We start from the raw sequence: 25,913 nt of genomic DNA on the forward strand, positions 1-25,913 counted from the left end.
ACTTCATAAATCTCGCTTTACAAACTCAGTAAAAAGTTAATTGATACAATATTAGTAAGAAAGTTTGGAACCCCGAAACGTCGAATGTATTGATTCATATAGCCGATTTCAGTGGTGGCTATGGGATTTATTTTGTAGCCCAAACCGATAAAAAATCGGTTTTGATCAAATCCCCTACTGTTTGTACCCACAAAATTATTCTTATGAAAAAACAGTTCATCACTAGTGACAAAATTAAAATGGGTATATCGTTTGATCGGGACCGAAATTTTAATAAGTTCTCTGATTCGATAAGCTATTTTAGGATTATTTTCTAAAAATCGCTGTTCTGTGCGTGTTCGACTGGTAAAAGTCAAATATCGATTGGTTTTAGTCCATAAAAGTTGCTGCCAAATTCGATTTTCCTCAAATGGATTAGTGGTAAAAGGGATGCCTGTATATACCCATGCGTACCCAAGCCATATGCTTAGATTATCTGTTAACGCATAACCTAATCCAGGGCGTAATAATGTCTGGGTGAAACGGCTACTATCATCACCAAAACGCTGTTGCCCTTCTAACCAATACCGTACCCTCCCTATTATTTTATCGTTGCTATGAGTTTTTCCAATGGCTGTAAGATTAAACCAAGATTGCAAATCACGCTCGAGCGAACATTCAGCATTTTTAGGCCAAATAAATATCCCTAGTAAAAAAAAGAATAATAAAGTTACCCTTTGCATGAGTATTTTTCTTAATTATAAAAAGAGCTATATTAGTAGGTGTTTCTCAGATTGAAAAGCGTCTTAGTAAATTAAGTTGGGCCTGCACTACATGAAGAGAACAAAAAAAATTTTTGAATATCAATTGATTGCGTTTAAATAAATACAATAATTGAGACATGTAAAGTTCCAGGAGCGGTCTTTATGAGTCTCAATTACAATTTAAGCTGGATATTTCAACCAAATAGGCATAACCTTATTCAGATATACCATAAACTTCCATAAACCTACCTGAGACTCCACGTTTCCATAGGCATCAGCTTTAGTTTCTGGATATGCAATACCTAAGCCAAATAGCCCTGGACCAATAATTCCAACGTAGGGATTGTGGTGTGAATATTCATAATCGCCAATAACAATACTTTTACGCTGCTCAAAACCTACTGCATAAATTACTTGATCACATTCAGGTAAAAAGCGTGCAATATTAGGTTCACTGACATTGTAACGAACCAAATTAGGAGGTAAAACACCATCGATGTGTTCCCGAGCCCAGGCAGCACTCTGTCCTTTAAGACCAGTATTATCAAAAAGAATCCAGTCATCCATTTCAATCGCATAACAGCAAGGTGAACGATAAAAATTAATGATCTTTTTGACCTCAAGCTCTACAAGATGCTTTAAAATGATAATTGCAGAATGAGATGATCCAAATACACCATACGTCTCATCACGGCGAATAACTGAGGAGAGTTTTTCCTTATCAATTGCTATATCAAAGGGAATTACACTAACCCCTGGATAATTTAACGCTGAAGGCAATGCGCCTGTAGCCAAAATTACATTTTTAGCCTGGTATGTTTGTGAATCGGAGCACAAAGACCATAACCTATTTGATAAAAACATATTATGGATTGTTGTTTTTACTGCTTGGACTTTTCGTAAAAAATGCTCTGTAATCCACTGCAAGGGCTCAGCCATGTAACTCAAGGTACATGTTTCCTCTACAGGTAGATGATTTAATTGAAAATCAGGAGCCTCTTGATAACGAAAAGATTGGACTGCCGATAAAAAATCTTTAAAGTATTTGACCTTAGTATTACTCGAAACATTACGCCAGTACAGACCAAAATCTCCGGCTTTAAAATGAGGATCACACCATAAAATATGTTCTGGCGAAACGCCACTATCCAATAATTTTCCCACTGCGGCAATCCCAGAAGGCCCCGCACCAATTACCGCCCATTGAAATGTTTTTTTATTCATATAATTTATTCTTGATCACATGTATTTATCGACACACAAGTACCTGTACTACAATCATCTATAGTTTGACATAAAGGATCATAATAACCTTCATCAGGCCCCCCAATAACTTCATCAGTGTTATCATTCAAATCATTATCGTAACAAATGCCATCATCCCAGGTGTTCACATTTACACTCCCCCCATACCATCCATTATTATAATAGTTATTGTAATTTTCATTATAGTGATATCCAGGATTCGGGGGAGACACACTATGGTAGCTCCCTCATTCATGGCCTTCAAAAGCAAAAACCGAAGTACTTATCAGGAAACTTAAGGCAGACATAAAAGTACATGCACGGAGTTTCATTTTTGTCCTTAAGAGTTAAGCACCGGATTTTAATAAAGTATAGTACTCGAAATAGAAGTAAGCGCAATAAAATTTCATGACAATAAAAATATGTTTTTTGAATGCTTATGATACACTTAAGCAATTATTTGATCTTATATGGAGGTATTATGATTTATGTAACAATTCCCTCTGGAATGGTTTTTAAAAAGATTGCGGTTCAACAAAATAACTCTAATGAAACAGAACAAATCAGTGATTGTTTTGTAACCCCTGAAGAAGGAACTATAATAGATCTGCAAAATTTAGTTAAAGAAGCCTTACGAACCAATTCGCGCCGTAAAAATTGTATCAATTTAAAAGACATTACTATCTATCTAAATAAACCACCAGCTACCAGTGAGCTTTTTTTAGCATATACTCCCAATCATAACGGAAAGCACCCAACTGAAATTGAACCTAAAGTGATCACTGGAAGAGAAGCACATCAATATGATCCCAAACAATACACGAGATATGGCTCGTTTTGGTATCAACAAATTCATTTATCCGCTGATAGACAATCAGAAATCGAAGAGAAAATGTCAGAACAAAAAGCCAATCGTAGACACATCGGCTATAGCCCTTTGTCAACCTGACCTCTTATATTCCGAAAATGAGATATAGAGAAAATCAAAACGATTTGCCCGGGTTACTCTACCCCGAGCAAATCAATTTCGTCTAGTTGGAAAAAGACAAATCTTCCTCTTCGCTCAAATCCAGTGAACTAATAAAATCTTGATCCAATTTCAACCTCGGATTAGACAAGAGTTTTAATAATGCGCTTTTTTCATCCTGTTCAAACTCATTTATTAAATTTATTAACATACCCTTACCAATTTTCTCTTCATATTTGCTGCCATAATTAAAATATTCGCTTCTGAAAAAATCAGAGCATAATCTGAGTAAAACAGATGCTTTATTAAAATCTTTATTCACAAGACAATATATGAAAATATCCTGATTATTTTTATCGATATAACTTAATATCTCTTCAGGATTGAACTGTTTTTTTTCTGCTATATGGCCCATTAGCAGTTTAAAGTCACTTAAAGCAAGAACATCAATTGCTTTATGTAGAAACGTTCTATCTTCTCTATCGTGAACCAGGATATTTGCTTGTGAATCAATCAGAATACACAAAACATCCAAATATGCGCGTTTTTGGTTTTTCGTCTCTGAGGCAGCATAACCAGCGAGTGCAAAAAATAAAGCACAATTTCCCGAATGGTTTTGTTGTTGATCTATGTTCGCATGATTTGTAACCAACCATTTCACATTTTCTACTTGCCCCAGATAACTGGCCAACATTAATGCGGTAAATGAATCGGCATGATTAAAGTCCAGTACCTTCCCCCGCAAATTTGTTTTTAGAAAAGGAAGATTAATATCATCTTGAATAATCTTTTTTTGATCCAGGGATAATTGTTTTCCAGAAAGAATTACTTCACCAATTTTTGTGACATACAAACTATCGTTTTCTTTTAGGTTTAATAGCGTAAGAGCTTTTTGCATTACAAAGAGTCGATATACTCTTGAATTGGAGTCAAGCACTTCCTGGGCAGATTGCCAGTTATCCTCTGGACTAAGAAAAAAATACTCCTTAGAAGCTCGTTCATCGTAGCAATTATAATCCACCAGCAATTGTTTTCCTTTGGGGATATCTTTTGTCGCAATTACTTTGACACATTTTATGCCATTTACTACATCTTCTCGAAATTCAACATTGGCTTGAGTATCAGAAAAATTGATGTATCGCGTAAAATTCCCTTTATCTTTACCATCAATTACTCTATGCCCCAATGTCATTGCATAACTCCAATCTGCACCTGAAGTTTGATTTACATATGTTTTAAATAAAGTTGTTGTCGGATACAGTTCCCCAGTATATTCGCCCAAACATGTGCCGGCTGGAATATCGACATAAGCATATAATCCTTGGCCCCCAAACTCTTTTAATAAATTAACTGGCATTACTTTAACAAGTTCGGGTTGGTCTACAGAAGAAGAAAGATAATTCTCAGCTTCCATGTTTTTAATACCAAGGCTTTTTATTAATTTCTTTAATTTTCTCAAGTTACTCTCATCTAGTTTTGAATTTTTTGCAAAGAATGAATTCACGTGTACTTGAGTCAATTTGAATTTAACCTGAAATGCGGCCGCTGCTCTCTGTTTTTGTTTTCTTAAAATTGTAGTTTTCAATTTTTTAGGCATGGTCAAATCCTGATTAAAAAATCAAATAGTTTACAGCGTGATCATATTAAATTCTAGTTACTCGAAATTAATACTTATTTAAAGAACAAAATTACCAGGATTCACACCCAAGAAATTTACTGTTCAAGAAATCTGACACAAATCAGGATTCGGTGACATATATAATCGGTTGTGCTAATATGACGTTCGTTCCAAATCGCACGATACATGCAGCACTTGTTTAGCCTACACTATAGATATTGGAACAAAATATATTGAACAATCAAATAACACTTTTGGATTCACACTCTATGGCAGTTACTATAAAAACCCCGGACGAAATCGAAAAAATGCGCATTGCAGGCAAGCTTGCTGCAGAAGTTCTTGAGATGATAGGTCCTCATGTTCAAGAAGGTATCACTACCGAAGAACTTAATACCATTTGTCATGATTATATTGTGAATACACAAAAAGCTATTCCTGCCCCTTTGAATTACAATGGCTTTCCTAAATCCATTTGCACTTCTGTTAACCATGTAGTATGTCACGGAATCCCTGGAAAAAAAGTTTTAAAAGATGGGGATATCATTAATATTGACGTTACTGTTATTAAAAACGACTATCATGGTGATACCAGTAAAATGTTCATTATTGGCACCCCATCAGTCAAGGCAAAGCATGTAGTCCAGGTGGCTCATGAGTGTTTGTTTATTGGAATTGAAATGGTGAAACCTGGAGTTCATTTAGGTGATATTGGTCACGCCATTCAACAACATGCAGAAAAAAATCGTTGCTCTGTTGTCCGCGATTATTGCGGTCATGGGATAGGACGTATCTTCCATGAAGATCCTCAAGTATTACACTATGGATTACCTGGAACAGGAATGAAATTGGAACCAGGTATGACCTTCACCATAGAACCTATGATCAATGTTGGGAAGTATCACACTCGATTATTGCCTGATCAATGGACTGTAGTCACCAAAGATCATAGTCTTTCAGCCCAATGGGAACATACCTTATTGGTAACCGATAATGGTGTAGAAATTTTGACTTTGCGCGATGAAGAACGAAAGTAACCACACAAGAACTCATCCCTTTTGCCAGGCACAAGATGCAGAGAAAAAAGGGATGCCCCAAGAGTTACAACATCTTAAAAATGCACTAAAACAATTTAAAGAAAAACTACGCGAAGAATTCGATTATAAAACCAATATCACCACAATCATTCGTAAGCTAGTTAGCTTCATCGATGAGCTGGTCATTAGTTTATTTACTAAAAATCAACTGGATCATGACGTTTTTTGCCTACTTGCACTTGGAAGTTATGGACGAAGAGAACTACTACTCTATTCAGATGTAGATATATTATTGCTGCATTCTGATAAGGTTTCTAAATCACAATTAAATCGTGCACAAAATTTTATCCAGGATTGCTGGGATGTTGGCTTAAATCTCAGCCATCAAATTACAAGTGTTTCTTCGTGTGCCGAACTTGCTAGCCAAGACGTCACTGTTATTTCTAGCCTCATGGATATGTTTTTATTATGCGGTCGTGGCCCATTAATGGAGGAATTAATTTATCAAATACATCCTCTACACATGTGGATCAGCCAAGATTTCTTTTTAGCTAAACTTCAAGAACAAAAAAAACGTGATGCCAAATATGGTGAGACAGCTTATAACTTGGAGCCTAATGTTAAATATGGCCCTGGTGGTCTTCGTGATTTGCAGATCCTGCTCAGCATTGGTAAACGACATTTTAATATAAAAAAATTAGCTGATGGCATCAATTATGGATTCATTACTGACAAAGAATATGAAAAGCTTACATATTGCCAACATTTCCTCTGGCGTGTGCGTTTTGCTTTACATGTACTAGCTGAAAAAGCGGAAGAACGCTTATCCTTCGATTATCAAATCAAATTGGCTCAGTTTTTTGGCTATAAAGATAAACCTCATTCATTAGCCATAGAACAATTCATGAAAGACTACTTTAAAGTAATTAAACGCAACAGAGAACTCAATGAGATGTTACTACAATGGTTTGATGAAACCATAGCTCACTCTCCCAAGCAAAAATTGTTTCCTCTAGATCATGAATTTCAACTATCCAATAATTATATTGAAGTAAGAAACACGCGTGTGTTCATCCATCATCCACAAGCGCTACTAAAATTATTTCTATGGATAGCAAAACGGCCTGATATTGAAGGAGTCAGAGCGAATACTATTCGGTTAATCAGAGAATCACTCTATCTGATGAATAAACGTTTTAAAGCATCCTCAGAAACAACAGAATTGTTTATGAGTATTCTTAAAGTAGAGGATGGACCTTATAAAGCATTGCATCGAATGAGCCGATACGGTGTGCTCACTCATTATCTAGAATGTTTTGCTCTAGTCACCGGACAAATGCAGTATGATTTATTTCATGTTTATACTGTGGATCAGCACACATTATTTGTCATTCGCAACCTGTCTCGTTTCAAAGAAAAAAGCTATGCAGAGCAATTCCCTCTCTGCGTACAAATTATGTCTCATTTAAACAAACCCGAACTACTTTACCTGAGCGCATTATTTCATGATATTGCCAAAGGAAGAGGCGGCGATCATTCAGAACTAGGTTCAATTGAAGCAGCATCTTTTGCACAAAACCACAAGCTAGAAAAGGAAGATAGTGATTTACTGGTTTGGCTTGTACGCAATCATCTTGTTATGTCACAAACAGCACAAAGACAAGATATTTATGATCCCAATACCATAAAGAACTTTTGCCAAATTCTGCCGCACCCCCGCTATCTGGATTACCTATATTTGCTTACGGTTGCTGACATTTGTGGGACTAACCCTACTCTCTGGAACTCATGGAAAGACTCTTTACTTAAAGAGTTGTATCGTGCTGCAAAACATATGCTACATCGAGAACAAGAGTTGACCGATGAAACTGCTCTCATCAAAGCACGGAAAAAGCATGCTTTATCCATATTAAATACCGAAGGATTCGCATCAAAAGCGATTGAAGATTTATGGGAACAATTCAAAGACAGATATTTTTTACATGAATCTCCCGAGGTCATCGCGCGTCATACAAAAGCGATTCTTGCTTGCACAAAATTCCCTTTAGTCATGATTATGCCACACCACAGTCAAGGTGGAACCGAGGTTTTTATTTATATGCCTCACCGAGATGATCGATTTGCTATTGCAACTACTGTTTTAAGTAATCACAACGTCACTATTCAGGAAGCGATGATTCTTACCTGTGATAATCAATATGATTTAGACACCTATATTATTTTAGATGAGCAAAATCAGGCATTTTTTGATAAGCAACGATCTCATGATATTCAACAGGCTTTATGCACCCATTTAGCACAAACGAATCAATTACCTGTTGTTGTTCGAAAAAGACTCTCGCGCGCCTTGGCGCACTTTACCGTCAAAACTCAAATTCATTACTATGATGAGCCATCATATAATCAAACTCGCCTATTTCTAGTCACCGGAGATAGACCTGGTTTACTTGCAACAATAGGCAGAGTATTTTCAACATTAAATATTCACTTGCATAACGCAAAAATTGTAACTGCAGGGGAACGCGCAGAAGATACTTTTTATATTACTAATCAACAAAATCAGTCGTTAAATAATGATGAAAAGGAAGTTTTAAAACAAAAACTCATTCAAGAACTCCTAATTACTTCAAAGTGAAAGTACTATCTGTAACCCTTCCGCCAATTATCTAGGCAACTCTCGAACAGAGGCATCAGGCATTCACTTTACTGAATATCATATAAAGAACCTTATAGTTCTGAGCATTCAATACATTGAATTAATGTTGTATGAACTTCCATAAAAAAATATCACATCAATGTTTAATTTTAATTACCTGTAAAAATAATGAATTTAATGCAATTTAAATCCGCATATTTAATCTTTATTTAATCTTTTTATACTAAAATTATACATATTCAATATGAATTCAATCTCTATTTTATAAATTGGTGTGAACTATGCAGGAAAAAAATGACCGATTAAATCCTGAAAGAGTAAATCTTCTTATTTCATATATAGAAAAAAATGTAGGAAAAAATAATACAACTGTTAATGAACATTTGTTTTATATCAAATCATTATTAAAACAAAGTCTACCTTTAGAAGGTGAAGAAATTAATATTGCTAAAATTCATGAGGCAATTCATTACATTGAAACCATGAAAATTAAAGTGCCACATTCAATATTTTCTGAAAAACTGGTTACAATGGCAGATCTGATGCGAAATAGAGGTGAGGTAATTCTTCCTGCATATGAAAGAAAGCAAAAACCCATTAACTTAAGGCATCCAATTGACGCTGTTTCAGCAAGTGCTGAAAATCAATTTGGATCGCTCCATAATGCTTTAGTTGCATTAATTATGCCTCATTATCAATTTTTAAATGAAGAAAAGCTACGTAAAACAACTAAAAAACCTTCGATTGCATGGAATTATGACTATCCCCTGGATGATAGTAATGAAATAATGAATCAAGCAATAGGAGAATGGCAAGCAAATTACATTAAAAGAAATTCTGATGCAACGAAAGCTTATAGAGACTTCACAAGATCTACCAGTATTCGAGGCCTCACTGCAACAACAAATAAAGAGGTAGAGGATTTATTGGATTATTTGATTGCGGGAAGTGATTACCCTCAAGATTGCGGAAATAATATACGACAATGGTTACAAGCGAATGGCGGACAAGATATAAATCGTTTTTTAGATACATTAATGCTCAGTGGTGAGTTTACACCAGAAGAAACCACCTCTTTACTTAATACTAAAGGTATTGAGCAAGTCTGGTGCATTGAAAATGGAAAAGTTGTTTTCTTATATTCACCAATTGTTTATTCTCTCTGCATGGAAAGAGGGATAATGATCAATGATGGCACAGGCAAATTAACTGCCACCCAAAATCCTGAGCATATAAAAGACAATAAAACTGGCAACTATAGGGTATTACCTATCATGGATGTTAAAGCTAAAATTGAATTGAACGCCGTTGGAGATGAAGTAATTCCATCAATTACCAAATTAAGTGTAACCAGTTATAGTTCTGATTTAGTAAAACCTGAGCCAAAAGTATTGGATAATACAAACTCAATAATGTAAAATTTATTTCTAATCTTTTAAAATATGGACATTTCATGAATGATTTGCCCCGCGAAATAATTGTGCATATATTGAATTTTCTAGATGTCAATTCATTGCTTCAGATAAGTTATGTATCACATTTTTACCATACTCTGTCTGATGATTGCTTAAAATGGATTAAACTTTGTCTTACTGATCCAATATGTCAACCTCTTTTACAATCTGCGATGTTAAAAGAAGAATTATTGAATCTCAAAATCGATGCAAAATCTTTATATCAAAGTATCCAAGTCAATGATGTGAACAAAATTCGAGAACTGTTATTTACCAAAGACATCAGGGAATTTGTCTTATATGCTCCTTTTTACGAAAGGAATGTCCCCCAATTTTTTCCTCGTGCAGGAGATAATAAAAGAAACCTGTACCTCACTGAAGATGCAGCAAAAAAAAACACACCCAATGCAGCAAAGGTTAAACATTGGCTAAAAGTAGGAATCGCAGTTGAAAAAGATAAATTTGAAGCACTTTACAGTAATCATAAATTACAATCTCAACAGGCAGCCTTACCTATGCCAATTATTGCCAAATAGTTAATACAAACTAAACTATTATCCAGGCTCACTCTTATCTTTCCAAACTCTTGATTACTTTGTCGATATGCTGCCCGTGTTTATCGACACATTTGGAAAAAATCAGTGAGTAGAAGAGCACATTCCGCTTGCATTATTCCCTCATCAATTTGAACTTTATGATTTAAAGGGTAACCCTGTAATAAGTTATAAACCGATCCTGCGGCTCCTGCTTTAAAATCTCGGGTTGCAAAAACCAGCCGTTTAATCCGTGCGTGTACAATTAGTCCCGCACACATGGCACAAGGCTCAAGGGTAACATAGAGTGTCGTATCTAATAAACGATGATTTTTTAACTGTTGTGATGCATGTCTGATTGCACAAACCTCTGCATGGTCTGATGGGTCGTGACTGTTTTGGATGGAATTTCGCCCTAAACTTAACAACTGATTGTCTTTGCTCACTAATACAGCACCAACAGGAACTTCCCCCTCAGCTTGGGCGAGAATTGCTTGCTCGTAAGCTTTTTGCATCCAATAGTGATCGTTCATTATTAAATTAAAGAAAATAAATTTTAAAATATATAACCAAGATCTAGCATATTAAGAAAATTAAGAAAAAAGCTGTCGTTCCCTCGAAGGAGGGAACGACCCTAAAAACGGAAAAGGTGATTTTTTTCACCTGAAAAAATTATTCCCACTCAATAGTAGCTGGTGGTTTTCCTGAAATATCATATGTTACACGAGATACACCATCTACCTCATTGATAATTCGATTGGATACATGACCCAGGAATTCCCAAGGTAATTGAGACCAATGTGCTGTCATAAAATCAACCGTCTCTACAGCACGAAGACAAATCACATAATCATATTTACGCCCATCTCCCATCACGCCAACACTTTTGACTGGTAAAAATACCGCAAAAGCTTGACTGACTTTATGATAAAGATCAGCTTTTCTGAGTTCCTCAATAAAGATAGCATCAGCTTGACGTAAAATATCTGCATATTCCTTTTTAACTTCTGCTAAAATCCGCACCCCTAGCCCGGGTCCAGGAAATGGGTGACGATAGACCATATCATGGGGCAAGCCTAACTCAAGCCCTACCTTACGAACCTCGTCTTTAAATAATTCACGAATAGGTTCTAATAAACTCAAGTTCAATGTTTCTGGCAACCCCCCCACATTATGATGAGATTTAATTACTACCGAAGCACCGTTTGTGCTCGTCGCGGCCGATTCAATAACATCAGGATAAATCGTTCCTTGCGCCAGCCAGGCCACACCAGGAATTTTTAGTGCTTCTTCATCAAATACTTCAATAAAGGTGCGCCCAATAATTTTTCTTTTTTCTTCAGGACAAGTTACCCCTTTGAGTGCATTAAAAAATTTATCTTCGGCATGGACTGAAATAACTTCAACCCCCATGTGCTTGCCAAACATTTCCATGACTTCATTTGCTTCATTAAAACGTAACAAGCCAGTATCTACAAAAACACAAACCAATTGTTTGCCAATTGCTTTATGTAATAAAGCCGCAACAACGGAAGAATCTACGCCGCCGGACAAACCAAGTAAAACCTTCTCAGACCCCACCCGGGCACGTATTTCATTGATTGTTTCATCAATAATAAGCGTAGAGGTCCAATTAGTCGAAGCCTTGCAAATATCCACAACAAAACGATGTAGAATACGCATTCCTTGCAGTGTATGTGTGACCTCAGGATGAAATTGCACTCCATACATTTGTCGATTTTCATCAGCCATCCCAGCAATTGGAGCGTTTCGCGTTTCACAAATCACCTTAAAACCGAGTGGTAATTTTGTTACCTTATCGCCGTGACTCATCCAGACATCTAATAATGCATTCCCGTCAGTATTGAGTCTGTCTTCAATTTGTGAAAACAATTTACTGTGACCATGCAACTTTAACTCAGCATAGCCAAACTCTCTAATCGAAGATGACTGTACTTCACCGCCTAACTGCACCGCCATAGTTTGCATTCCGTAGCAAATACCTAAAATAGGCAACCCCGCAGTAAACAACCATTGAGGTGCACGTGGGTTCTCATCATGAGTTACAGTTGATGGGCCACCGGACAAAATGACGCCGCAAGGATTAAGTGCAGTAAATTGTTCTTGTGTAATATTGAAGGGATGAATTTCACAATAAACACCTAATTCGCGTACTCGTCGCGCAATTAATTGTGTGTATTGGGAACCAAAATCAAGGATTAGCAAAGGATGTTGTTTTAAATCACTCATTATTAATTATCCACCTGGTAGTTTGGTGCCTGTTTTGTAATACTGACATCATGAACATGTGACTCCCTCATTCCGGCATTAGTCACTTGTACGAATTCTGCCTTAGTTTGTAATTGCTCGATATTTTCACATCCTGTATACCCCATACAAGAACGCAAACCACCTAACAATTGATGAATAATTGTTTGCGCCGATCCTTTATAAGGAACGCGTCCTTCAATTCCCTCGGGAACCAATTTTTCAGAACCTAATGATGCATCTTGGAAATAACGGTCGCTAGAACCTTGTGACGAAGCCATAGCTCCAATTGACCCCATGCCTCGATAGCTCTTATAAGTTCTTCCTTGATATAATTCAATTTCACCCGGCGACTCTTCTGTTCCGGCAAACATACTTCCAAGCATTACAGTATCTGCGCCAGCAGCAAGTGCTTTACCAACATCACCAGAGAAACGTATGCCACCATCAGCGATTACTGGAATTTTTCCTTTAAGTTCTTGCGCCACATTTGCAATAGCTGTAATTTGCGGGACACCAACACCAGTCACAATTCGAGTAGTACAAATAGATCCAGGACCTATACCCACTTTTACCGCGTCTGCACCTGCAGCATATAAATCACGAGCCGCCGCAGCTGTAGCTATATTTCCTCCAATCACTTGTACTTCTGGATAGTGCTTTTTAATCCATTTCACGCGATCAAGTACACCTTGTGAGTGTCCGTGCGCTGTATCAACAACAAGCACATCAACACCGGCTTCAATTAATGATTCAATGCGTTCATCAGTACCTTCTCCCACGCCAACGGCTGCACCAACACGTAGCTGTTCTGCAGCATCTTTGCAAGCAAAAGGATTTTCCTTAGCTTTTTGTATGTCTTTAACTGTAATCAATCCACGTAATTGAAATGCGTCATTAACAACAAGCAGTTTTTCAATGCGGTGCTTATGCAGTAAGCTACGCACCTCTTCACGACTTGCGCCTTCTTTGACGGTTACCAATTTTGTCTTGGGAGTCATTACTTGTTCTACACTCAAAGATAAATTAGTTTCAAAACGAATATCTCGACTGGTTACAATGCCAACTAAATTCTCACCGTCAACTACAGGAACACCAGAGAAATTATATTTGGCCATTACATCAAGTAATTCTTTAACTGTGATATTAGGAGTCACAGTAATGGGATCCCGAACCATACCACTTTCAAATTTCTTCACTTTTCGGACTTCTTCTGCCTGTGCCGTAATTGTCATATTTTTATGAATAATACCAATACCACCCTCTTGTGCCAGGGCAATGGCCAAACGAGCTTCGGTTACAGTATCCATTGCTGAGGATACAAGAGGAATATTCAGGTTAATAGCACGAGTCAACTTTGTTCTTAAGGACACATCTTTAGGAAGAATTAAAGAGTGTGCAGGAACAAGAAGGACATCATCGAAGGTTAATGATTGCTGCACAATAGAAAGAGCCATTTTATTCTCACTAGAGGAGTTAAATTAACCGAATAGTTTACTATAAATTCTGGACAAATTAAACAGATAATTTACAATAACACAACATTTCATATTAGAATTATAGAACTCGTTGAGGTTTTCTCCTAAAACTCCCTCTATATTTTCATTTACATTAATTCACTTGATATTGTTTTAATGTATTTTAAAACATCATAATATCAATAATATGCTAAAAACGATTACAAATTTCTTCGGCTCGCCCCATTGTTTTTGGAATATGTTTTTACACTGATTACTGTTGCACTACTTGAATTATTTATCAATAAACGTGTACACTGTTGGTTAATTATTGTGTTGAATCAAAAAAAACAGGAAGGGTTCAGCGTTGGCTAAAATAATCGTGATTACATCAGGTAAAGGCGGAGTAGGAAAAACTACTTCTTCTGCAGCTATTTCTTCGGGCCTTGCACTCTTAGGACATAAAACTGTCGTTATTGACTTTGATATTGGTTTAAGAAACCTTGATATTATCATGGGTTGTGAACGTCGGGTAGTTTATGATTTTATAAATGTTATAAATGGCGAAGCAAACCTGAATCAGGCTTTAATTAAAGACAAGCGAATTGCAAACCTTTATATACTTCCTGCATCGCAAACCCGAGATAAAGATGCGTTAACCATTGAAGGGGTTGAAAGAATACTTAATGATCTTTCAAAAGAATTTGACTTTATTATTTGTGACTCCCCTGCTGGAATAGAAACTGGTGCATTAATGGCCATGTATTTTGCTGATCATGCAATAGTTGTAACAAATCCAGAAGTTTCTTCTGTACGTGACTCTGATCGAATTTTAGGAATACTTGCTAGTAAGACTAAAAGAGCAATTGAGAATAAAACACCAGTTCAAGAACATTTATTATTAACACGCTATGACCCAGAGCGCGTCGAGCGTGGTGATATGCTTTCTGTTACAGACGTGAAAGAAATATTGGCCATTCCATTAATTGGCGTTATTCCAGAATCAAAATCAGTACTTAAAGCTTCAAATACAGGTACACCAGTAGTTCTTGACGAAACAAGTGACGCAGGTATTGCTTATCAAGATGCAATTGCTCGCTTTCTCGGTGAAGAAAGACCAATGCGCTTCATAAGTAATGATCGTAAGGGATTATTGCGTCGCTTATTCAGCAAAAACAAGGAGGAAGTGACGGTATGAGTATTTTCAATTACTTACGTAGAAGAAGTGCTACAGCATCTGTTGCTAAAGAACGTTTGCAGATAATAATTTCTCATGAACGCTCTCAACGTAATACACCTGACTATCTACCCAAGCTCCAGGAAGAAATCCTCGCTGTTATTGCTAAATACGTGCATGTCACGCGTGATAAGGTGAGTGTGAACCTAGAGCGGATGGGAGATAACTCGGTGCTTGAACTAAACATCACTATGCCAGATGATGTTAAGGAAACCGTTTAGGCTTTCTTTGCAAACTTATATTGAACTATGAGATTTTGTTCGGAAGTCCTTCGTCGAAAAATATTCTATTGAAAATCAATTTAATTTTTTTCTTTTAAAATTATTTAAATTTTTGGATAGTTATCACATCTAAAGGCTGTATTAAAAATAGGTACATTTTAGTGTGTCTCCGTAAGGAATATTTTGATAAAGACGGTGATAACCAGTGACGAACGGGTGTTGGCAGCGCCCAGCAATTATTGCCGATTCATGTTGCATATGAATACTGTAGTGACACACCCTTTTTCCCGTGCCTGATTTTGAAAACAACCCAAGTCGGCAAAAGAATTTCATACTCAGTTTAAGAATAACGAGAAAGAGGCTTTGTTTCGCTAGGGTTCTAAGTTGGGTATTGATTTTGCAATGTATGAGGTATCGATGCACCACGCAGTGACCGGGCAGATGGGCAGTAGATTCGACAAGGGAGTGGGCTACGTTTGATTTAAATGCCATAAAGGTGTTGTGTGAAGTCAGAACAAAAGATTACTATGCGCTAGAAAATGCTCTCAAGCCATGTAACTTATCTGAAAACCAGTACAAGAAGTAATATTCATTGAGTTGCATCAACCTCATAAAGTTAGTTTGCATTGAGGCGTCTGCTCCTTAAAACACGGGTTCCTTGTGTAATTTGCAAATGTGCTACTTTATTATGGTCTAATTTTTACCAATTAAAATAACGAGTTTGACGCATGCGACAAGTGATTGTTGTAAAAAATTGGGGCCACTGATGGCCCCAGATTACAATTGTCATGAATTCAGCAAAATAATTTATATTTTCTTCGCCGCAATCAAGAGTTAAATCATCTCTGACTCAATATCGTCCTTATTAACTAAAGTTTTTTTTCCCTTGACAGATTTTATTGCTTGAGGACGGCGTAGTTCATCATCACTAAAATCATCTACCTTAATTACATCTTGTCTCGCCAACTCTGCTTCTTTTAATTGTTTGGCCTCTATCTCAGTTAATAATCCACAAGCTAAAGCTTCGTTGATTTGTTCAAGCAAGGTAAGTGATTTTAAAACATTATCTTTGACTGCTCGCATTACTTTTCTTTCTAACTCCTCAACAGCACAAATCTTATGGAACGCTTCCTCCATACGACCTAAAGGACAATTCTCTCCAGACTTACTATAAACCAACCGAGTTACACGCGTACGAGTCTCTCCTGGTTCAATGAGAATTCTAGCCAATTTATGCCCCAGTTGGTCATTTGGTTTGTTTCTTCGATTACCTAGTGGTTTGATAATCAAGCGTAAAGCGATTCGCGCCCAACGAGCTGGAAAATTCACAATAACACCGTGCATTGCTGTCTCACATTCGTACAATAATTGCTGACAACTCCACTCAACCAAAGGTAAATCTGCTTTGGGCTCACCGTCTTCATGAAAGCGTTTCAAGACTGCTGAAGTCAAATATAATAAACTCAGCATATCTCCCAGACGTGAAGATAATTTCTCTTTACGCTTTAAGTCACCACCTAGAACAGTCATTGAAAAATCAGCAAGGAATGCTAAATTAGCGCTGTATTTATGAACGAGTTGGTAGTAACGCTTCACACTACTCACTGGTGCTTTCGACAGATGTGCGTCAGTCCATGCAAAAATGACTGATTTGGTAAAGTTGGCAAGAATAAATCCGGCGTGGGCAAAAAATGCGTTATCAAATTCAACCAGATCATTATGTCTAATACTTTCAAGCTCTTTGAATACATAAGGATGGCAGCGAATTGCTCCTTGACCAAAAATAATTAAACTTCGAGTTAATATGTTTGCCCCTTCAACAGTAATTGCAATAGGAGATCCTTGATAACCTCTACCTAAATAATTGTTAGGGCCAAGGCAAATACCCTTTCCGCCATGAATATCCATGGAATCACATGAGACTTGTCTTGCACGTTCAGTTGTGTGGTATTTTAATATGGCACCCACTACAGAAGGCTTGGCTCCATTATCAATGGCAGCAGCAGCCATTGTTAAAGCAGCATCAATAATATAAGTATTCGCTGCAATTCTGGCCAAAGGTTCCTCAATCCCTTCAAATTTACCAATTGGCTGATTAAATTGTTTGCGAATGCGTGCATAAGCTCCAGACGCTAAAGCAGCGGCTTGTGATCCCCCATTCGCGCTCGAAGGTAAAGAAATTGCTCTCCCAGCACTCAAACATTCCATTAGCATGCGCCAACCACAGCCGGCCATAGCCACACCGCCGATGAGATAATCCATAGGAATAAATACATCTTTACCTTGAGTTGGGCCATTTAAAAATCCGGTATTTAAAGGAAAATGGCGACGACCTTTTTTAACACCCGGGGTATTTGCAGGTATCAACGCACAACTAATTCCTACATCTTCACCTTTACCTAATAAATTATCCGGGTCAAATAGTCTGAATGCTAAGCCTATTACTGTAGCTGCGGGACATAAAGTAATATAACGTTTATCCCAATTTAACAGGATACCTAATACTTTTTCACCATTCACTTCTTGATGACATACTATACCTTTATCTGGTATTGATGCTGCATCAGAGCCAGCGTTAGGGCCAGTTAAAGCAAAACAAGGAATTTCACGTCCATCAGCCAATCGTGGCAAATAATAATTTTTTTGCTCTTCTGTTCCATATTTAAGTAATAGCTCACCTGGGCCCAGTGAATTAGGTACAGAAATCGTTGTAGCCGCTGTTATTGAACGACCGTAGATTTTCACTAAAATCGACATCTGTGCTGTAGCGGAGAATTCAAGACCACCATAACGCTTCGGAATAATCATGCCTAAGAATCGATTTTCTTTGATAAATTGCCAGATTTCTTGAGGCAAATCGGTAAGATTGTGAGTGACATCCCAATCATCGATCATGGAGCATAAAGTATTTACGGGGCCGTCAAGGAAAGCTTGTTCCTCATCCGTCAAACGAACAATGGGGGCATTCCTCAGCAGGGAAAAATCGGGAGCGCCGCTGAATAAATCACCTTCCCAACTTACGGTACCTGCTTCCAGAGCTTCTCGCTCAGTTGCAGACATAGCGGGCATAGCCTTACTTACAGCTTTAAAAAAATATTTGGATAATAACATTCGTCTTAAAGGCTTTATTGCACCAGCAATTAAAATCACCTCAATCAAAACAAGTATTATTTGAGTCAGCAATCCCGGAGAACCATAAGCAAAGACGAGAGCACTAAATAGAGCAAAGCTAATAGCCCATACAGAAATTGCGGCCTGCCTGGTTAGCAATATCCCTGCAGCTCCAATGATCATGAGCGTTAAAATAGCATGTAGCACATTATTCTCCTTAATTATTTCGGGTCTTCTGACCCCTAGTACTATCTCAGTTTAAACCAGACACAATTTTTATAATCTGTTTTGCCACAACATCCGGGTGTTCCATGGGAAATAAATGAGTCCCATTGGTCTTAATGCTCGTTACATTGAAATATTTTTTCATGTAGCGCACATCCATTTTACCAACCACAGTACTTTTGTCACCATAAATTAATGCCGCTGGAATTAATAACTTACCTTCATAGTTTGGAATGACATGTGGAATGGTTCGATAAATTTGATATTCAATATGCCTGTCAAAGCGCAAATAATAACCATCATCTTTATACTCTAAACCGTAGGTTATGTAATCATTTAAACACTCATCCGTAAAGGTCTTAAATAAATCTCGAGTCTTTAAATAGTTCATTAATTGATCATGATCTTTCCAATACATCCGACGGCCTCGCGTTCTAAATGCCGGTGTAATTCGATCAATAATACCAAGAGCTTTTGCCAAACGAACCATACTTGATTTAAAAGGACCAATTAAAGGTGAATCCAGCATAATTACTGTTTTAAATAATTCAGGTTGTTCTATCGCCGCCAATAAGCTTAAAACACCGCCTAAAGAGTGTCCAACTGCAATAACAGGGCGATCGGCTTGCTTTTTAATACTGTTTATTACTTCTGATATCAGATTACGCCAGTTTTCACCAACTGGGAATAAAGGGTCATGACCAATTTTGTCAATGTAACAATAATCAAATTCTTTCTCGAGATGATTTAGCATTTGCTTATAACATAAAGCGGGAAAGCCATTTCCATGCGCAAAATGAATCAACTCTTTCATAATCTCACCAATTGTCTATACCCATATAAAAGTTCTAATTGTTATATTCGAAACCAATTTTGCTTCAATGCAAAATTGGTTTAACAACTATTTTCATCTTATAAACGAGCAACTCTTCTACTTTCTGCGCGCAGAGAATGCAGTGAAAAACTGTAATATATGACAAGTAATGCAGATAAAATGAAGCCTGAACCTGGGAAAAGAAAATTAAAAATTAACAAAATGAACAACAGTAATAACATAGGAGTTGCAGCAACAGCCAAAAGTCGGCATGATTGAGCAAATGTTACATTAAAAGAAAAAAATACGTTCGCAAAAACTTGCCCTAGAAATCCTAAGACAAGAAAAATAACTAAAAACATGGAAAAAAACATTGCTACAACCATAGGGTAAATCAGTAGTTCCGAGAAATATTTCAAATTCTGTATTGAACTGCTTTCCGCATACTTTTTACCATCAAACACTACATTGGTTCCTTTATCAAAGGATTGCACTATAGGTGCGCCTTTGCTTGGCTGTGATTGAGGCATATTAAACACTGTCAGGCTAGGTACTTTCAAAGAAATTTTATTTTTGTTAATCAAAATCGCAAGATAAGGGTAATCCGCAGTAAAATCATTGATTTTGTCTGTAGTATCAATAATCACAACTACTTGTCCTTTATCGTTCTTGACGAAATATGGCATAGGCTTGTTAAGAAAGACTTCACCATTTTGTATATAAAAAACAGGAATTTTTGATAAAGGATCAGTAATTTGTTCTTTAAAAGATTGGTCTAAACTGAAGCTTATTCTTAAGGCAAATGGGATGGAAAATACGGCAATAGCCAATAAGAAATAAAAAATACCAAGTCCCTTCCAACGTTTTCCAACATCTATATAAAGAAGTCGTGAATAGAAAGACATATATAATGCAGACCAATAGCGATAAATCGGGGTATCAATTGGCTTTAGTTTGTTTTTTTCTTTACTCACTCCATTCTCCAATACGTTTTCCAGATTTACTATCAAAAAGATGTAATTTAATTGTAGGTAGCTCCACCCAGAATTGTCCACTTGCTATGGGTTGATCCGCTGTAATGCGCAAATTAAGAGATCGACCATTTTTGATGCATTTTGCGCGAATGAGCTTGTCTGCCCCCATATCATCTACAAACTCAACATCAATTGGGATCGCTTTTGGATTATTTTCGGAGCAAAGCAAAACATGCTCAGCTCGAATCGCCAAAACCAATTCATCTTTATCTTCAAGATTTTGTACTAGCTCTGAAACAGGATAATGAATTCCATAATCTGTATGCACACTGTGGCTTGATTTATCGTAGATACCAGATATTAAGTTCATAGGATATTGTCCTGTAAATCCTGCAACGAATAAAGTTGCTGGCTTTTGATACAGCTCCTGAGGAGTACCTATCTGCTCAACAATGCCCTGATTAAGTACCAAAACACGTTCCGCCATGGTCATGGCTTCCGTTTGATCATGTGTTACGTATAAACTGGTAGTTTTTAGTTGTTGGTGTAATCGACGAATTTCATGGCGCATTTCTGTACGTAATTTTGCATCAAGATTCGATAAGGGTTCATCAAATAAAAAAACAGCTGGAGAACGCACCATCGCCCTACCCATGGAAACTCTTTGCCTTTGTCCTCCAGAAAGTGCCTGAGGTTTGCGTTCTAAATATGGAGTTAACTGCAATAATTGCGCCGCCTCATGTACTCGTTGCTTAATGTCTGCTTTTTTAAAACGCCTCATTTTTAATCCATACGCCATATTTTCAAATACGGTCATATGAGGATAAAGAGCATAGTTTTGAAAAACCATAGCCATATCCCTTTTTGCTGCAGGTATCTCATTAACACATTGATTATTAATTAATATGGAACCAGAACTTATATCATCCAGACCTGCAATTAAACGTAGTAATGTAGTTTTTCCACATCCAGAAGGACCAACAATCACCATAAATTCGCCTTTTTTAATGCTAACGTTTATGTTATCCAGAATCGTTGTTGGTCCAACATTCTTCGAAACTTCAATGAGACTGACTGTTGCCATGCTTACTTTAACCCTTTTTCAAACCAGCGCTGCATTAACATCACCACCATACAAGGTGGAATCAAAGCAATCAATGCAACAGCCATAATGTAATGCCATTGTGGAACTTGATCGGCCACTCCCGCTAAATATCGAATACCCATAACCACAGTAGCCATTTTTGTTTCAGTAGTAATCACTAATGGCCAGAGATATTGATTCCAACCGTACACAAACAAAATAACGAATAATGATGCAATTTGAGTTTTGGATAATGGCAATACAATATCAAAAAAGAACCGTACAGCCCCTGCTCCATCCAATTTTGCCGCATCAACAAGTTCAGGAGGTATGGTTTTGAAAAATTGACGAAACAAAAAAGTTCCTGTTGCAGACACAAATAAAGGTAATGTTAATCCAGTAAATGAGTTTAATAATCCAAAAGAGGCAACCACCTGAAATGTAGGAACAATCCTTACTTCTATGGGCAACATCATGGTAGTAAAGATCATGGCAAAACATAATTTTTTAAAAGGAAAATCAAAATAAACCAAAGCAAATGCAGAGCCTAAGGCAAAAATAATCTTTCCCAAGGCGATGGCCATGGCCATAAAAAAACTGTTCAACAACATTGAGGTAATAGGTTCCCCACCTGTAACAGCCAAACCTTCAGTCATCACTGCCTTCAAGTTTTTAAAAAATAAAGAACCTGGAACTATAGGGATATGAGATTGCATCATAACGCTGCCTTCGTTACTGGCAGCAACAAATGCCAAATAAACAGGCAACAACATCAAAATAACAAAAAAACATAAAAATCCATGCGATAAAATACGAGCTACATATGATTTCATGCGTAATGAACCTTTTTTTCGAGGTATTTAAATTGAACTAAAGAAACAATGATGACAATAAGCATTAGTAATACCGATTGAGCTGATGAACTTCCCAAATCCATTCCTTCAAACCCATCCTGATATACTTTATAAATTAAATTAGTCGTACTATTACCAGGACCACCATGTGTCATCACTTGAATAATGCCAAAAGTATCAAAAAAACCATACATCAAATTCATAATGAGCAGGAAAAAAGTTGTTGGTGATAAAAGTGGAAAAATAATTTGCCAAAAGCGTTGCCATCCAGAAGCACCATCGATTATTGCTGCATCAATTAAAGACGAAGGAACCGCTTTAAGTGCAGCAAGATAAAATAAAAAATTATAACTGAATTGCTGCCAACTGGCAGTAAGAATAACCACAGCAAATGCCTGATTTACGTTATTAACATAATCAAAATTAATCCCTAATGACTGCAAAATATGGGTCATCCATCCTAAAGTAGGATGGCATAAAAAACGCCATAAAATAGCTGCTACTGCAGGGGCTACAGCATAAGGCCATATTAATAAAGATTTATAAACCCCTTGCGTCCTACCTCTATTATTCACTAATATGGCCATAAAGAGCCCTAAGCTCATCGTGAAAAAGGTCACACTAAAAGCGATAATAAAAGTTACCCATATTGCCTTGCTGTAACTCGGATCTAAAAAAAGATCCACAAAATTGGAAAATCCTGCAAATTTTTTATGAAGGCCAAAAGCATCCGTATAAAAAAAAGATTGCAACAATGCATTACATGCAGGCCAAATAAAAAACATCAGGGTAACAACAAGTTGTGGAACTATAAAAAGCCAAGCAGAAAGACGTTGGTGATTGAATTTAGCCATTGCCCAATATATCAGAGGGACTGTATAAGCATTATATAGGTATGGATGTTTAAGTAAAGTAGTAAAATAGCCTGGTGAAATCCAGGCATGCTCGTTACTGAAACTCCTGGGTTCCGCTATGAGGCATCCAGGTTGCAATTAATCGTTAATCAAGGAACATATTTTGCGCTACGTACATATAGAAAATCCAGGCCCCCACAATCGATTGATCATTGAAAACGGCCCTAAGCCTGAATGCAGTAAGTCGCAAATTTTAGTGCATGTTAAAGCAACCGCCCTCAATCGAGCGGATATAATGCAACGTTATGGTAAATACCCCCCTCCCCCAGGAGAAACTGAAGTACTTGGATTGGAAGTCGCTGGCGAAGTAGTTGCGGTCGGTACGAATGTAACTCAATTTAAACTTGGGGATAAGGTTTATGGGTTAGTTGGTAGTGGTGCATATGCTGAGTATTGTCCTGTTGAAGCCTCATTAGCTCAGCACATTCCTGATACCTGGAATTATACGCTTGCCGCAGCACTTCCTGAATCCTTGACAACCGTTTATGCCACTTTGTTTGATCTAGGGAAACTTAAATCAGGACAAACCTTACTAATTCATGGTGCAGGAAGTGGTATCTCCTCACTGGCAATTCAAATGGCAAAATTAAGCCATGCACACGTAATCACTACGGTAGGAAGTGATGATAAAGTGGCAAAAGCAAGCAAACTCGGTGCAGATCAAGTCATCAATTACCGTAAGCAAGATTTTGAAGACCTAATTGAAGATCATAGTGTTGATTTAATCGTTGATTTTGTAGGTGGTGATTATTTTGATAAGCATCTGCACTTATTAAAGCCTAAAAGCAAACTCATCCAGATCGCGTGCCTCAAAGGAAGTAGGGTGGAATGCAATCTTGCTCTGATTATGCGTAAAAGATTACAAATTATTGGCTTTGTACTCCGCTCCCAATCTCTTGAAGAAAAAATCAAATTGTGGGACGAGGTGCATAAAACGTGGATAGAGGACCTCAGGGCAAAAAAATTAACCCCCATAATTGATTCGGAGTTTAAACTGGAACAAATTGAAGGAGCGCACCAACATATGCAATCTGGTGCCCATTTCGGCAAAATTGTTGTGCATGTCGATTGATTTTTTGAGCCAATAACTTGCAATACTGCAGGTGTAACCTGCGTGAAGCGAAGTGGAACTCGAGTTTTCTGATAAAAGGTTATCCCGAGTTCCACTTCATTCACCCAGGCTGCAATCTGAATCCCTTGCGCTGTTATTTACTTAGATTCTTAGCGTCCAAACGAAGGGCACGATTTAGTAATTGCTCATAGATCGGTTCATTCGGAGTAAGCTGCAGCACAATCGTTGCAGTAATGCATGCCATCATCACTGGAAAAATTAAATAATAATTATGCGTCATTTCCACTACCAATACTGCTCCGGTTATTGGAGAGCGTGTAGATGAAGCAAAAAGTGCTGCCATTCCGGCAATTGCAAACATGCCAGGCTGGGTTAAAAAATCAATATGTAACATTTCTAAAATATGGAATATCGCCAAACCAAGAAGTGTTCCTATAGCAAGAATAGGAGCAAAAATTCCTCCTGGAACAGAGGTTCCATAGCACGCCATCGTTCCTATAAATCGTACTACTAAAAGAAAACATAACAGGCCAAATCCAGGTGACATGGTTAAAGCCTGGTGAATAATATGCATTCCTCCACCTACTGCAGCTGGATGGTATACAGCTATATAACCAATCAAAAACCCTACGATTAGGACGTAATATGATTTTTGTCTTGAAGTGAGTTTATCCAGTAGTGTTAGAGTTTTTATTAAAGAAAGATTAAATAAAAGTCCCACAAACCCTACCACAATGCCAAATAGGGCAAACAACCATAAAGAATCAAGATGAGGAAACTCAAATACATTCATTGGAATCGTTGGTTGAGGACCAATGATCAAATCAAGAATAACTGTCGCTGTAATGCAACAAATAACGACCATACTGAAACTTGTAAAAGAATAATTAAACTGATTGCGCATTTCTTCCATGACAAAAATGACTCCTGCTAAAGGCGCATTAAATGCAACAGCTAAACCCGCAGCAGCACCTGAAGCAATCAAACTATCCCTTCTACGTCGGGTCAGGTTAAATAAACCTCCGAGCATTTCCCCCAAACTACCACCAATGTGAATTGTAGGCCCTTCTCGCCCCAAAATCATTTGCGCAGAAAGTGCTAAAATTCCAAAAACGAATTTTATGGGTAATAACCGGTGCCAAACTATTGTTTTTAAATGAAGTAAGGTACCCTCAATTTCGGGGACGCCACTGCCAGATGCTTGAGGAGCATAGTGCTTTACCGCAAAATAGGCTGCATAAACCATAACCATAGAGACCAACCCTGAAATCAATCCGGCTGGCCATCCATGGAGACTAAGAAACTGAAAAAAATTATGCAACAGATTACCAAGCACATCAATTGATAAGCGAAATGTTGACCCGACAAGACCAACCACAATACCCAAAACAAAAGATACAGCATAAAGCATTAATATCTTATTGCGCAT

22 protein-coding genes are annotated in these 25,913 nt (G+C 37.3%); 8 read left to right on the forward strand and 14 right to left on the reverse strand.

The window, feature by feature from the left end:
• Positions 1 to 17: 17 nt before the first annotated feature.
• From DGG96_RS07545 to DGG96_RS07555, 3 genes are all read right to left on the reverse strand, one after another.
• Entirely contained in the window at positions 18 to 722 is a 705-nt protein-coding gene (locus tag DGG96_RS07545) for a DUF2490 domain-containing protein (RefSeq protein WP_110142130.1), read from the reverse strand.
• A gap of 201 nt (positions 723 to 923) precedes the next feature.
• On the reverse strand, positions 924 to 1,967 hold the full coding sequence (locus DGG96_RS07550) for an FAD-dependent oxidoreductase (RefSeq protein ID WP_110142131.1): 1,044 nt from the start codon (positions 1,965 to 1,967) through the stop codon (positions 924 to 926).
• Positions 1,968 to 1,972: 5 nt separating this feature from the next.
• Positions 1,973 to 2,221 (reverse strand): hypothetical protein, encoded by a 249-nt coding sequence (locus DGG96_RS07555; protein ID WP_240610442.1) that lies wholly within the window; start codon positions 2,219 to 2,221, stop codon positions 1,973 to 1,975.
• Positions 2,222 to 2,469: 248 nt separating this feature from the next.
• On the opposite strand from DGG96_RS07555, the gene DGG96_RS07560 reads away from it, so the two are divergent.
• Positions 2,470 to 2,937: a permease gene (locus DGG96_RS07560; RefSeq protein ID WP_110142132.1), complete on the forward strand. Its 468-nt coding sequence runs from the start codon at positions 2,470 to 2,472 to the stop codon at positions 2,935 to 2,937.
• A gap of 82 nt (positions 2,938 to 3,019) precedes the next feature.
• On the opposite strand, the gene ankI is transcribed toward DGG96_RS07560, so the two are convergent.
• Complete coding sequence (gene ankI, locus DGG96_RS07565; RefSeq protein ID WP_110142133.1) at positions 3,020 to 4,552, reverse strand: Dot/Icm T4SS effector AnkI/LegAS4; 1,533 nt, start codon at positions 4,550 to 4,552, stop codon at positions 3,020 to 3,022.
• A 290-nt stretch (positions 4,553 to 4,842) separates the two neighbouring features.
• Between ankI and map the strand changes: the two genes are divergently transcribed.
• From map to DGG96_RS07585, 4 genes are all read left to right on the forward strand, one after another.
• Positions 4,843 to 5,610: a type I methionyl aminopeptidase gene (map, locus tag DGG96_RS07570; protein ID WP_110142134.1), complete on the forward strand. Its 768-nt coding sequence runs from the start codon at positions 4,843 to 4,845 to the stop codon at positions 5,608 to 5,610.
• 52 nt (positions 5,611 to 5,662) lie between these two features.
• Positions 5,663 to 8,245: a [protein-PII] uridylyltransferase gene (glnD, locus tag DGG96_RS07575; protein WP_199739229.1), complete on the forward strand. Its 2,583-nt coding sequence runs from the start codon at positions 5,663 to 5,665 to the stop codon at positions 8,243 to 8,245.
• Between the two features lie 302 nt (positions 8,246 to 8,547).
• Positions 8,548 to 9,684, forward strand: a complete 1,137-nt coding sequence (locus DGG96_RS07580) for a hypothetical protein (protein WP_110142136.1) — start codon at positions 8,548 to 8,550, stop codon at positions 9,682 to 9,684.
• 35 nt (positions 9,685 to 9,719) lie between these two features.
• On the forward strand, positions 9,720 to 10,256 hold the full coding sequence (locus DGG96_RS07585) for an F-box-like domain-containing protein (protein ID WP_110142137.1): 537 nt from the start codon (positions 9,720 to 9,722) through the stop codon (positions 10,254 to 10,256).
• 80 nt (positions 10,257 to 10,336) lie between these two features.
• Here DGG96_RS07585 and tadA read toward each other — a convergent pair whose 3' ends face one another.
• The 3 genes from tadA to guaB all read right to left on the reverse strand — a co-directional run bounded on the left by tadA (position 10,337) and on the right by guaB (position 13,978).
• Positions 10,337 to 10,786: a tRNA adenosine(34) deaminase TadA gene (gene tadA, locus DGG96_RS07590; RefSeq protein WP_110142138.1), complete on the reverse strand. Its 450-nt coding sequence runs from the start codon at positions 10,784 to 10,786 to the stop codon at positions 10,337 to 10,339.
• 139 nt (positions 10,787 to 10,925) lie between these two features.
• Positions 10,926 to 12,503 carry a glutamine-hydrolyzing GMP synthase gene (gene guaA, locus DGG96_RS07595; RefSeq protein ID WP_110142139.1) on the reverse strand — a complete coding sequence of 526 codons (1,578 nt, stop codon included), beginning with the start codon at positions 12,501 to 12,503 and terminating at the stop codon, positions 10,926 to 10,928.
• Between the two features lie 2 nt (positions 12,504 to 12,505).
• Positions 12,506 to 13,978, reverse strand: coding sequence for an IMP dehydrogenase (gene guaB, locus DGG96_RS07600; RefSeq protein ID WP_110142140.1), 1,473 nt, complete (start codon positions 13,976 to 13,978; stop codon positions 12,506 to 12,508).
• Positions 13,979 to 14,345: 367 nt separating this feature from the next.
• Here guaB and minD point away from each other — a divergent pair, with 367 nt between their 5' ends.
• On the forward strand, positions 14,346 to 15,176 hold the full coding sequence (minD, locus tag DGG96_RS07605; RefSeq protein ID WP_110142141.1) for a septum site-determining protein MinD: 831 nt from the start codon (positions 14,346 to 14,348) through the stop codon (positions 15,174 to 15,176).
• Positions 15,173 to 15,436, forward strand: a complete 264-nt coding sequence (gene minE, locus DGG96_RS07610; RefSeq protein ID WP_110142142.1) for a cell division topological specificity factor MinE — start codon at positions 15,173 to 15,175, stop codon at positions 15,434 to 15,436. Before minD ends, minE begins: the two co-directional genes overlap by 4 nt.
• 834 nt (positions 15,437 to 16,270) lie before the next feature.
• Here the strand turns inward: minE and DGG96_RS07615 are convergent.
• The 6 genes from DGG96_RS07615 to DGG96_RS07640 all read right to left on the reverse strand — a co-directional run bounded on the left by DGG96_RS07615 (position 16,271) and on the right by DGG96_RS07640 (position 23,352).
• Positions 16,271 to 18,730: an acyl-CoA dehydrogenase gene (locus DGG96_RS07615; RefSeq protein WP_407656327.1), complete on the reverse strand. Its 2,460-nt coding sequence runs from the start codon at positions 18,728 to 18,730 to the stop codon at positions 16,271 to 16,273.
• Positions 18,731 to 18,800: 70 nt separating this feature from the next.
• Positions 18,801 to 19,586: an alpha/beta fold hydrolase gene (locus tag DGG96_RS07620; RefSeq protein ID WP_110142144.1), complete on the reverse strand. Its 786-nt coding sequence runs from the start codon at positions 19,584 to 19,586 to the stop codon at positions 18,801 to 18,803.
• Between the two features lie 98 nt (positions 19,587 to 19,684).
• Entirely contained in the window at positions 19,685 to 20,560 is an 876-nt protein-coding gene (locus DGG96_RS07625; protein WP_110142145.1) for a DUF1189 family protein, read from the reverse strand.
• Positions 20,553 to 21,644, reverse strand: a complete 1,092-nt coding sequence (locus DGG96_RS07630) for an ABC transporter ATP-binding protein (protein ID WP_110142146.1) — start codon at positions 21,642 to 21,644, stop codon at positions 20,553 to 20,555. Before DGG96_RS07630 ends, DGG96_RS07625 begins: the two co-directional genes overlap by 8 nt.
• Positions 21,645 to 21,646: 2 nt before the next feature.
• A complete protein-coding gene (ugpE, locus tag DGG96_RS07635; RefSeq protein ID WP_110142147.1) occupies positions 21,647 to 22,477 on the reverse strand; it encodes a sn-glycerol-3-phosphate ABC transporter permease UgpE in 831 nt (276 codons plus the stop codon).
• Positions 22,474 to 23,352, reverse strand: coding sequence for an ABC transporter permease subunit (locus DGG96_RS07640; protein ID WP_110142213.1), 879 nt, complete (start codon positions 23,350 to 23,352; stop codon positions 22,474 to 22,476). The genes ugpE and DGG96_RS07640 overlap by 4 nt, the downstream gene beginning before the upstream one ends.
• Before the next feature lie 163 nt (positions 23,353 to 23,515).
• On the opposite strand from DGG96_RS07640, the gene DGG96_RS07645 reads away from it, so the two are divergent.
• The gene (locus DGG96_RS07645) at positions 23,516 to 24,484 is read left to right on the forward strand and encodes an NAD(P)H-quinone oxidoreductase (protein ID WP_110142148.1); all 969 of its coding nucleotides are present in this window, start codon (positions 23,516 to 23,518) and stop codon (positions 24,482 to 24,484) included.
• Positions 24,485 to 24,617: 133 nt separating this feature from the next.
• Here the strand turns inward: DGG96_RS07645 and clcA are convergent, their stop codons facing one another.
• Entirely contained in the window at positions 24,618 to 25,913 is a 1,296-nt protein-coding gene (gene clcA / locus DGG96_RS07650; RefSeq protein ID WP_110142149.1) for a H(+)/Cl(-) exchange transporter ClcA, read from the reverse strand.

This window comes from Legionella qingyii, assembly GCF_003184185.1.

Bases quoted from the DNA above. Each gene is read 5' to 3' on its own strand.
- DGG96_RS07580 (WP_110142136.1), top strand. From the start codon at position 8,548: ATGCAGGAAAAAAATGACCGATTAAATCCTGAAAGAGTAAATCTTCTT.
- DGG96_RS07630 (WP_110142146.1), bottom strand. From the start codon at position 21,644: ATGGCAACAGTCAGTCTCATTGAAGTTTCGAAGAATGTTGGACCAACA.
- ugpE (WP_110142147.1), bottom strand. From the start codon at position 22,477: ATGAAATCATATGTAGCTCGTATTTTATCGCATGGATTTTTATGTTTT.
- guaA (WP_110142139.1), bottom strand. From the start codon at position 12,503: ATGAGTGATTTAAAACAACATCCTTTGCTAATCCTTGATTTTGGTTCC.
- guaB (WP_110142140.1), bottom strand. From the start codon at position 13,978: ATGGCTCTTTCTATTGTGCAGCAATCATTAACCTTCGATGATGTCCTT.
- DGG96_RS07585 (WP_110142137.1), top strand. From the start codon at position 9,720: ATGAATGATTTGCCCCGCGAAATAATTGTGCATATATTGAATTTTCTA.
- clcA (WP_110142149.1), bottom strand. From the start codon at position 25,913: ATGCGCAATAAGATATTAATGCTTTATGCTGTATCTTTTGTTTTGGGT.
- DGG96_RS07545 (WP_110142130.1), bottom strand. From the start codon at position 722: ATGCAAAGGGTAACTTTATTATTCTTTTTTTTACTAGGGATATTTATT.
- DGG96_RS07560 (WP_110142132.1), top strand. From the start codon at position 2,470: ATGATTTATGTAACAATTCCCTCTGGAATGGTTTTTAAAAAGATTGCG.
- DGG96_RS07640 (WP_110142213.1), bottom strand. From the start codon at position 23,352: ATGGCTAAATTCAATCACCAACGTCTTTCTGCTTGGCTTTTTATAGTT.
- DGG96_RS07550 (WP_110142131.1), bottom strand. From the start codon at position 1,967: ATGAATAAAAAAACATTTCAATGGGCGGTAATTGGTGCGGGGCCTTCT.
- glnD (WP_199739229.1), top strand. From the start codon at position 5,663: ATGCCCCAAGAGTTACAACATCTTAAAAATGCACTAAAACAATTTAAA.
- DGG96_RS07615 (WP_407656327.1), bottom strand. From the start codon at position 18,730: ATGATCATTGGAGCTGCAGGGATATTGCTAACCAGGCAGGCCGCAATT.
- tadA (WP_110142138.1), bottom strand. From the start codon at position 10,786: ATGAACGATCACTATTGGATGCAAAAAGCTTACGAGCAAGCAATTCTC.
- DGG96_RS07620 (WP_110142144.1), bottom strand. From the start codon at position 19,586: ATGAAAGAGTTGATTCATTTTGCGCATGGAAATGGCTTTCCCGCTTTA.
- minE (WP_110142142.1), top strand. From the start codon at position 15,173: ATGAGTATTTTCAATTACTTACGTAGAAGAAGTGCTACAGCATCTGTT.
- map (WP_110142134.1), top strand. From the start codon at position 4,843: ATGGCAGTTACTATAAAAACCCCGGACGAAATCGAAAAAATGCGCATT.
- ankI (WP_110142133.1), bottom strand. From the start codon at position 4,552: ATGCCTAAAAAATTGAAAACTACAATTTTAAGAAAACAAAAACAGAGA.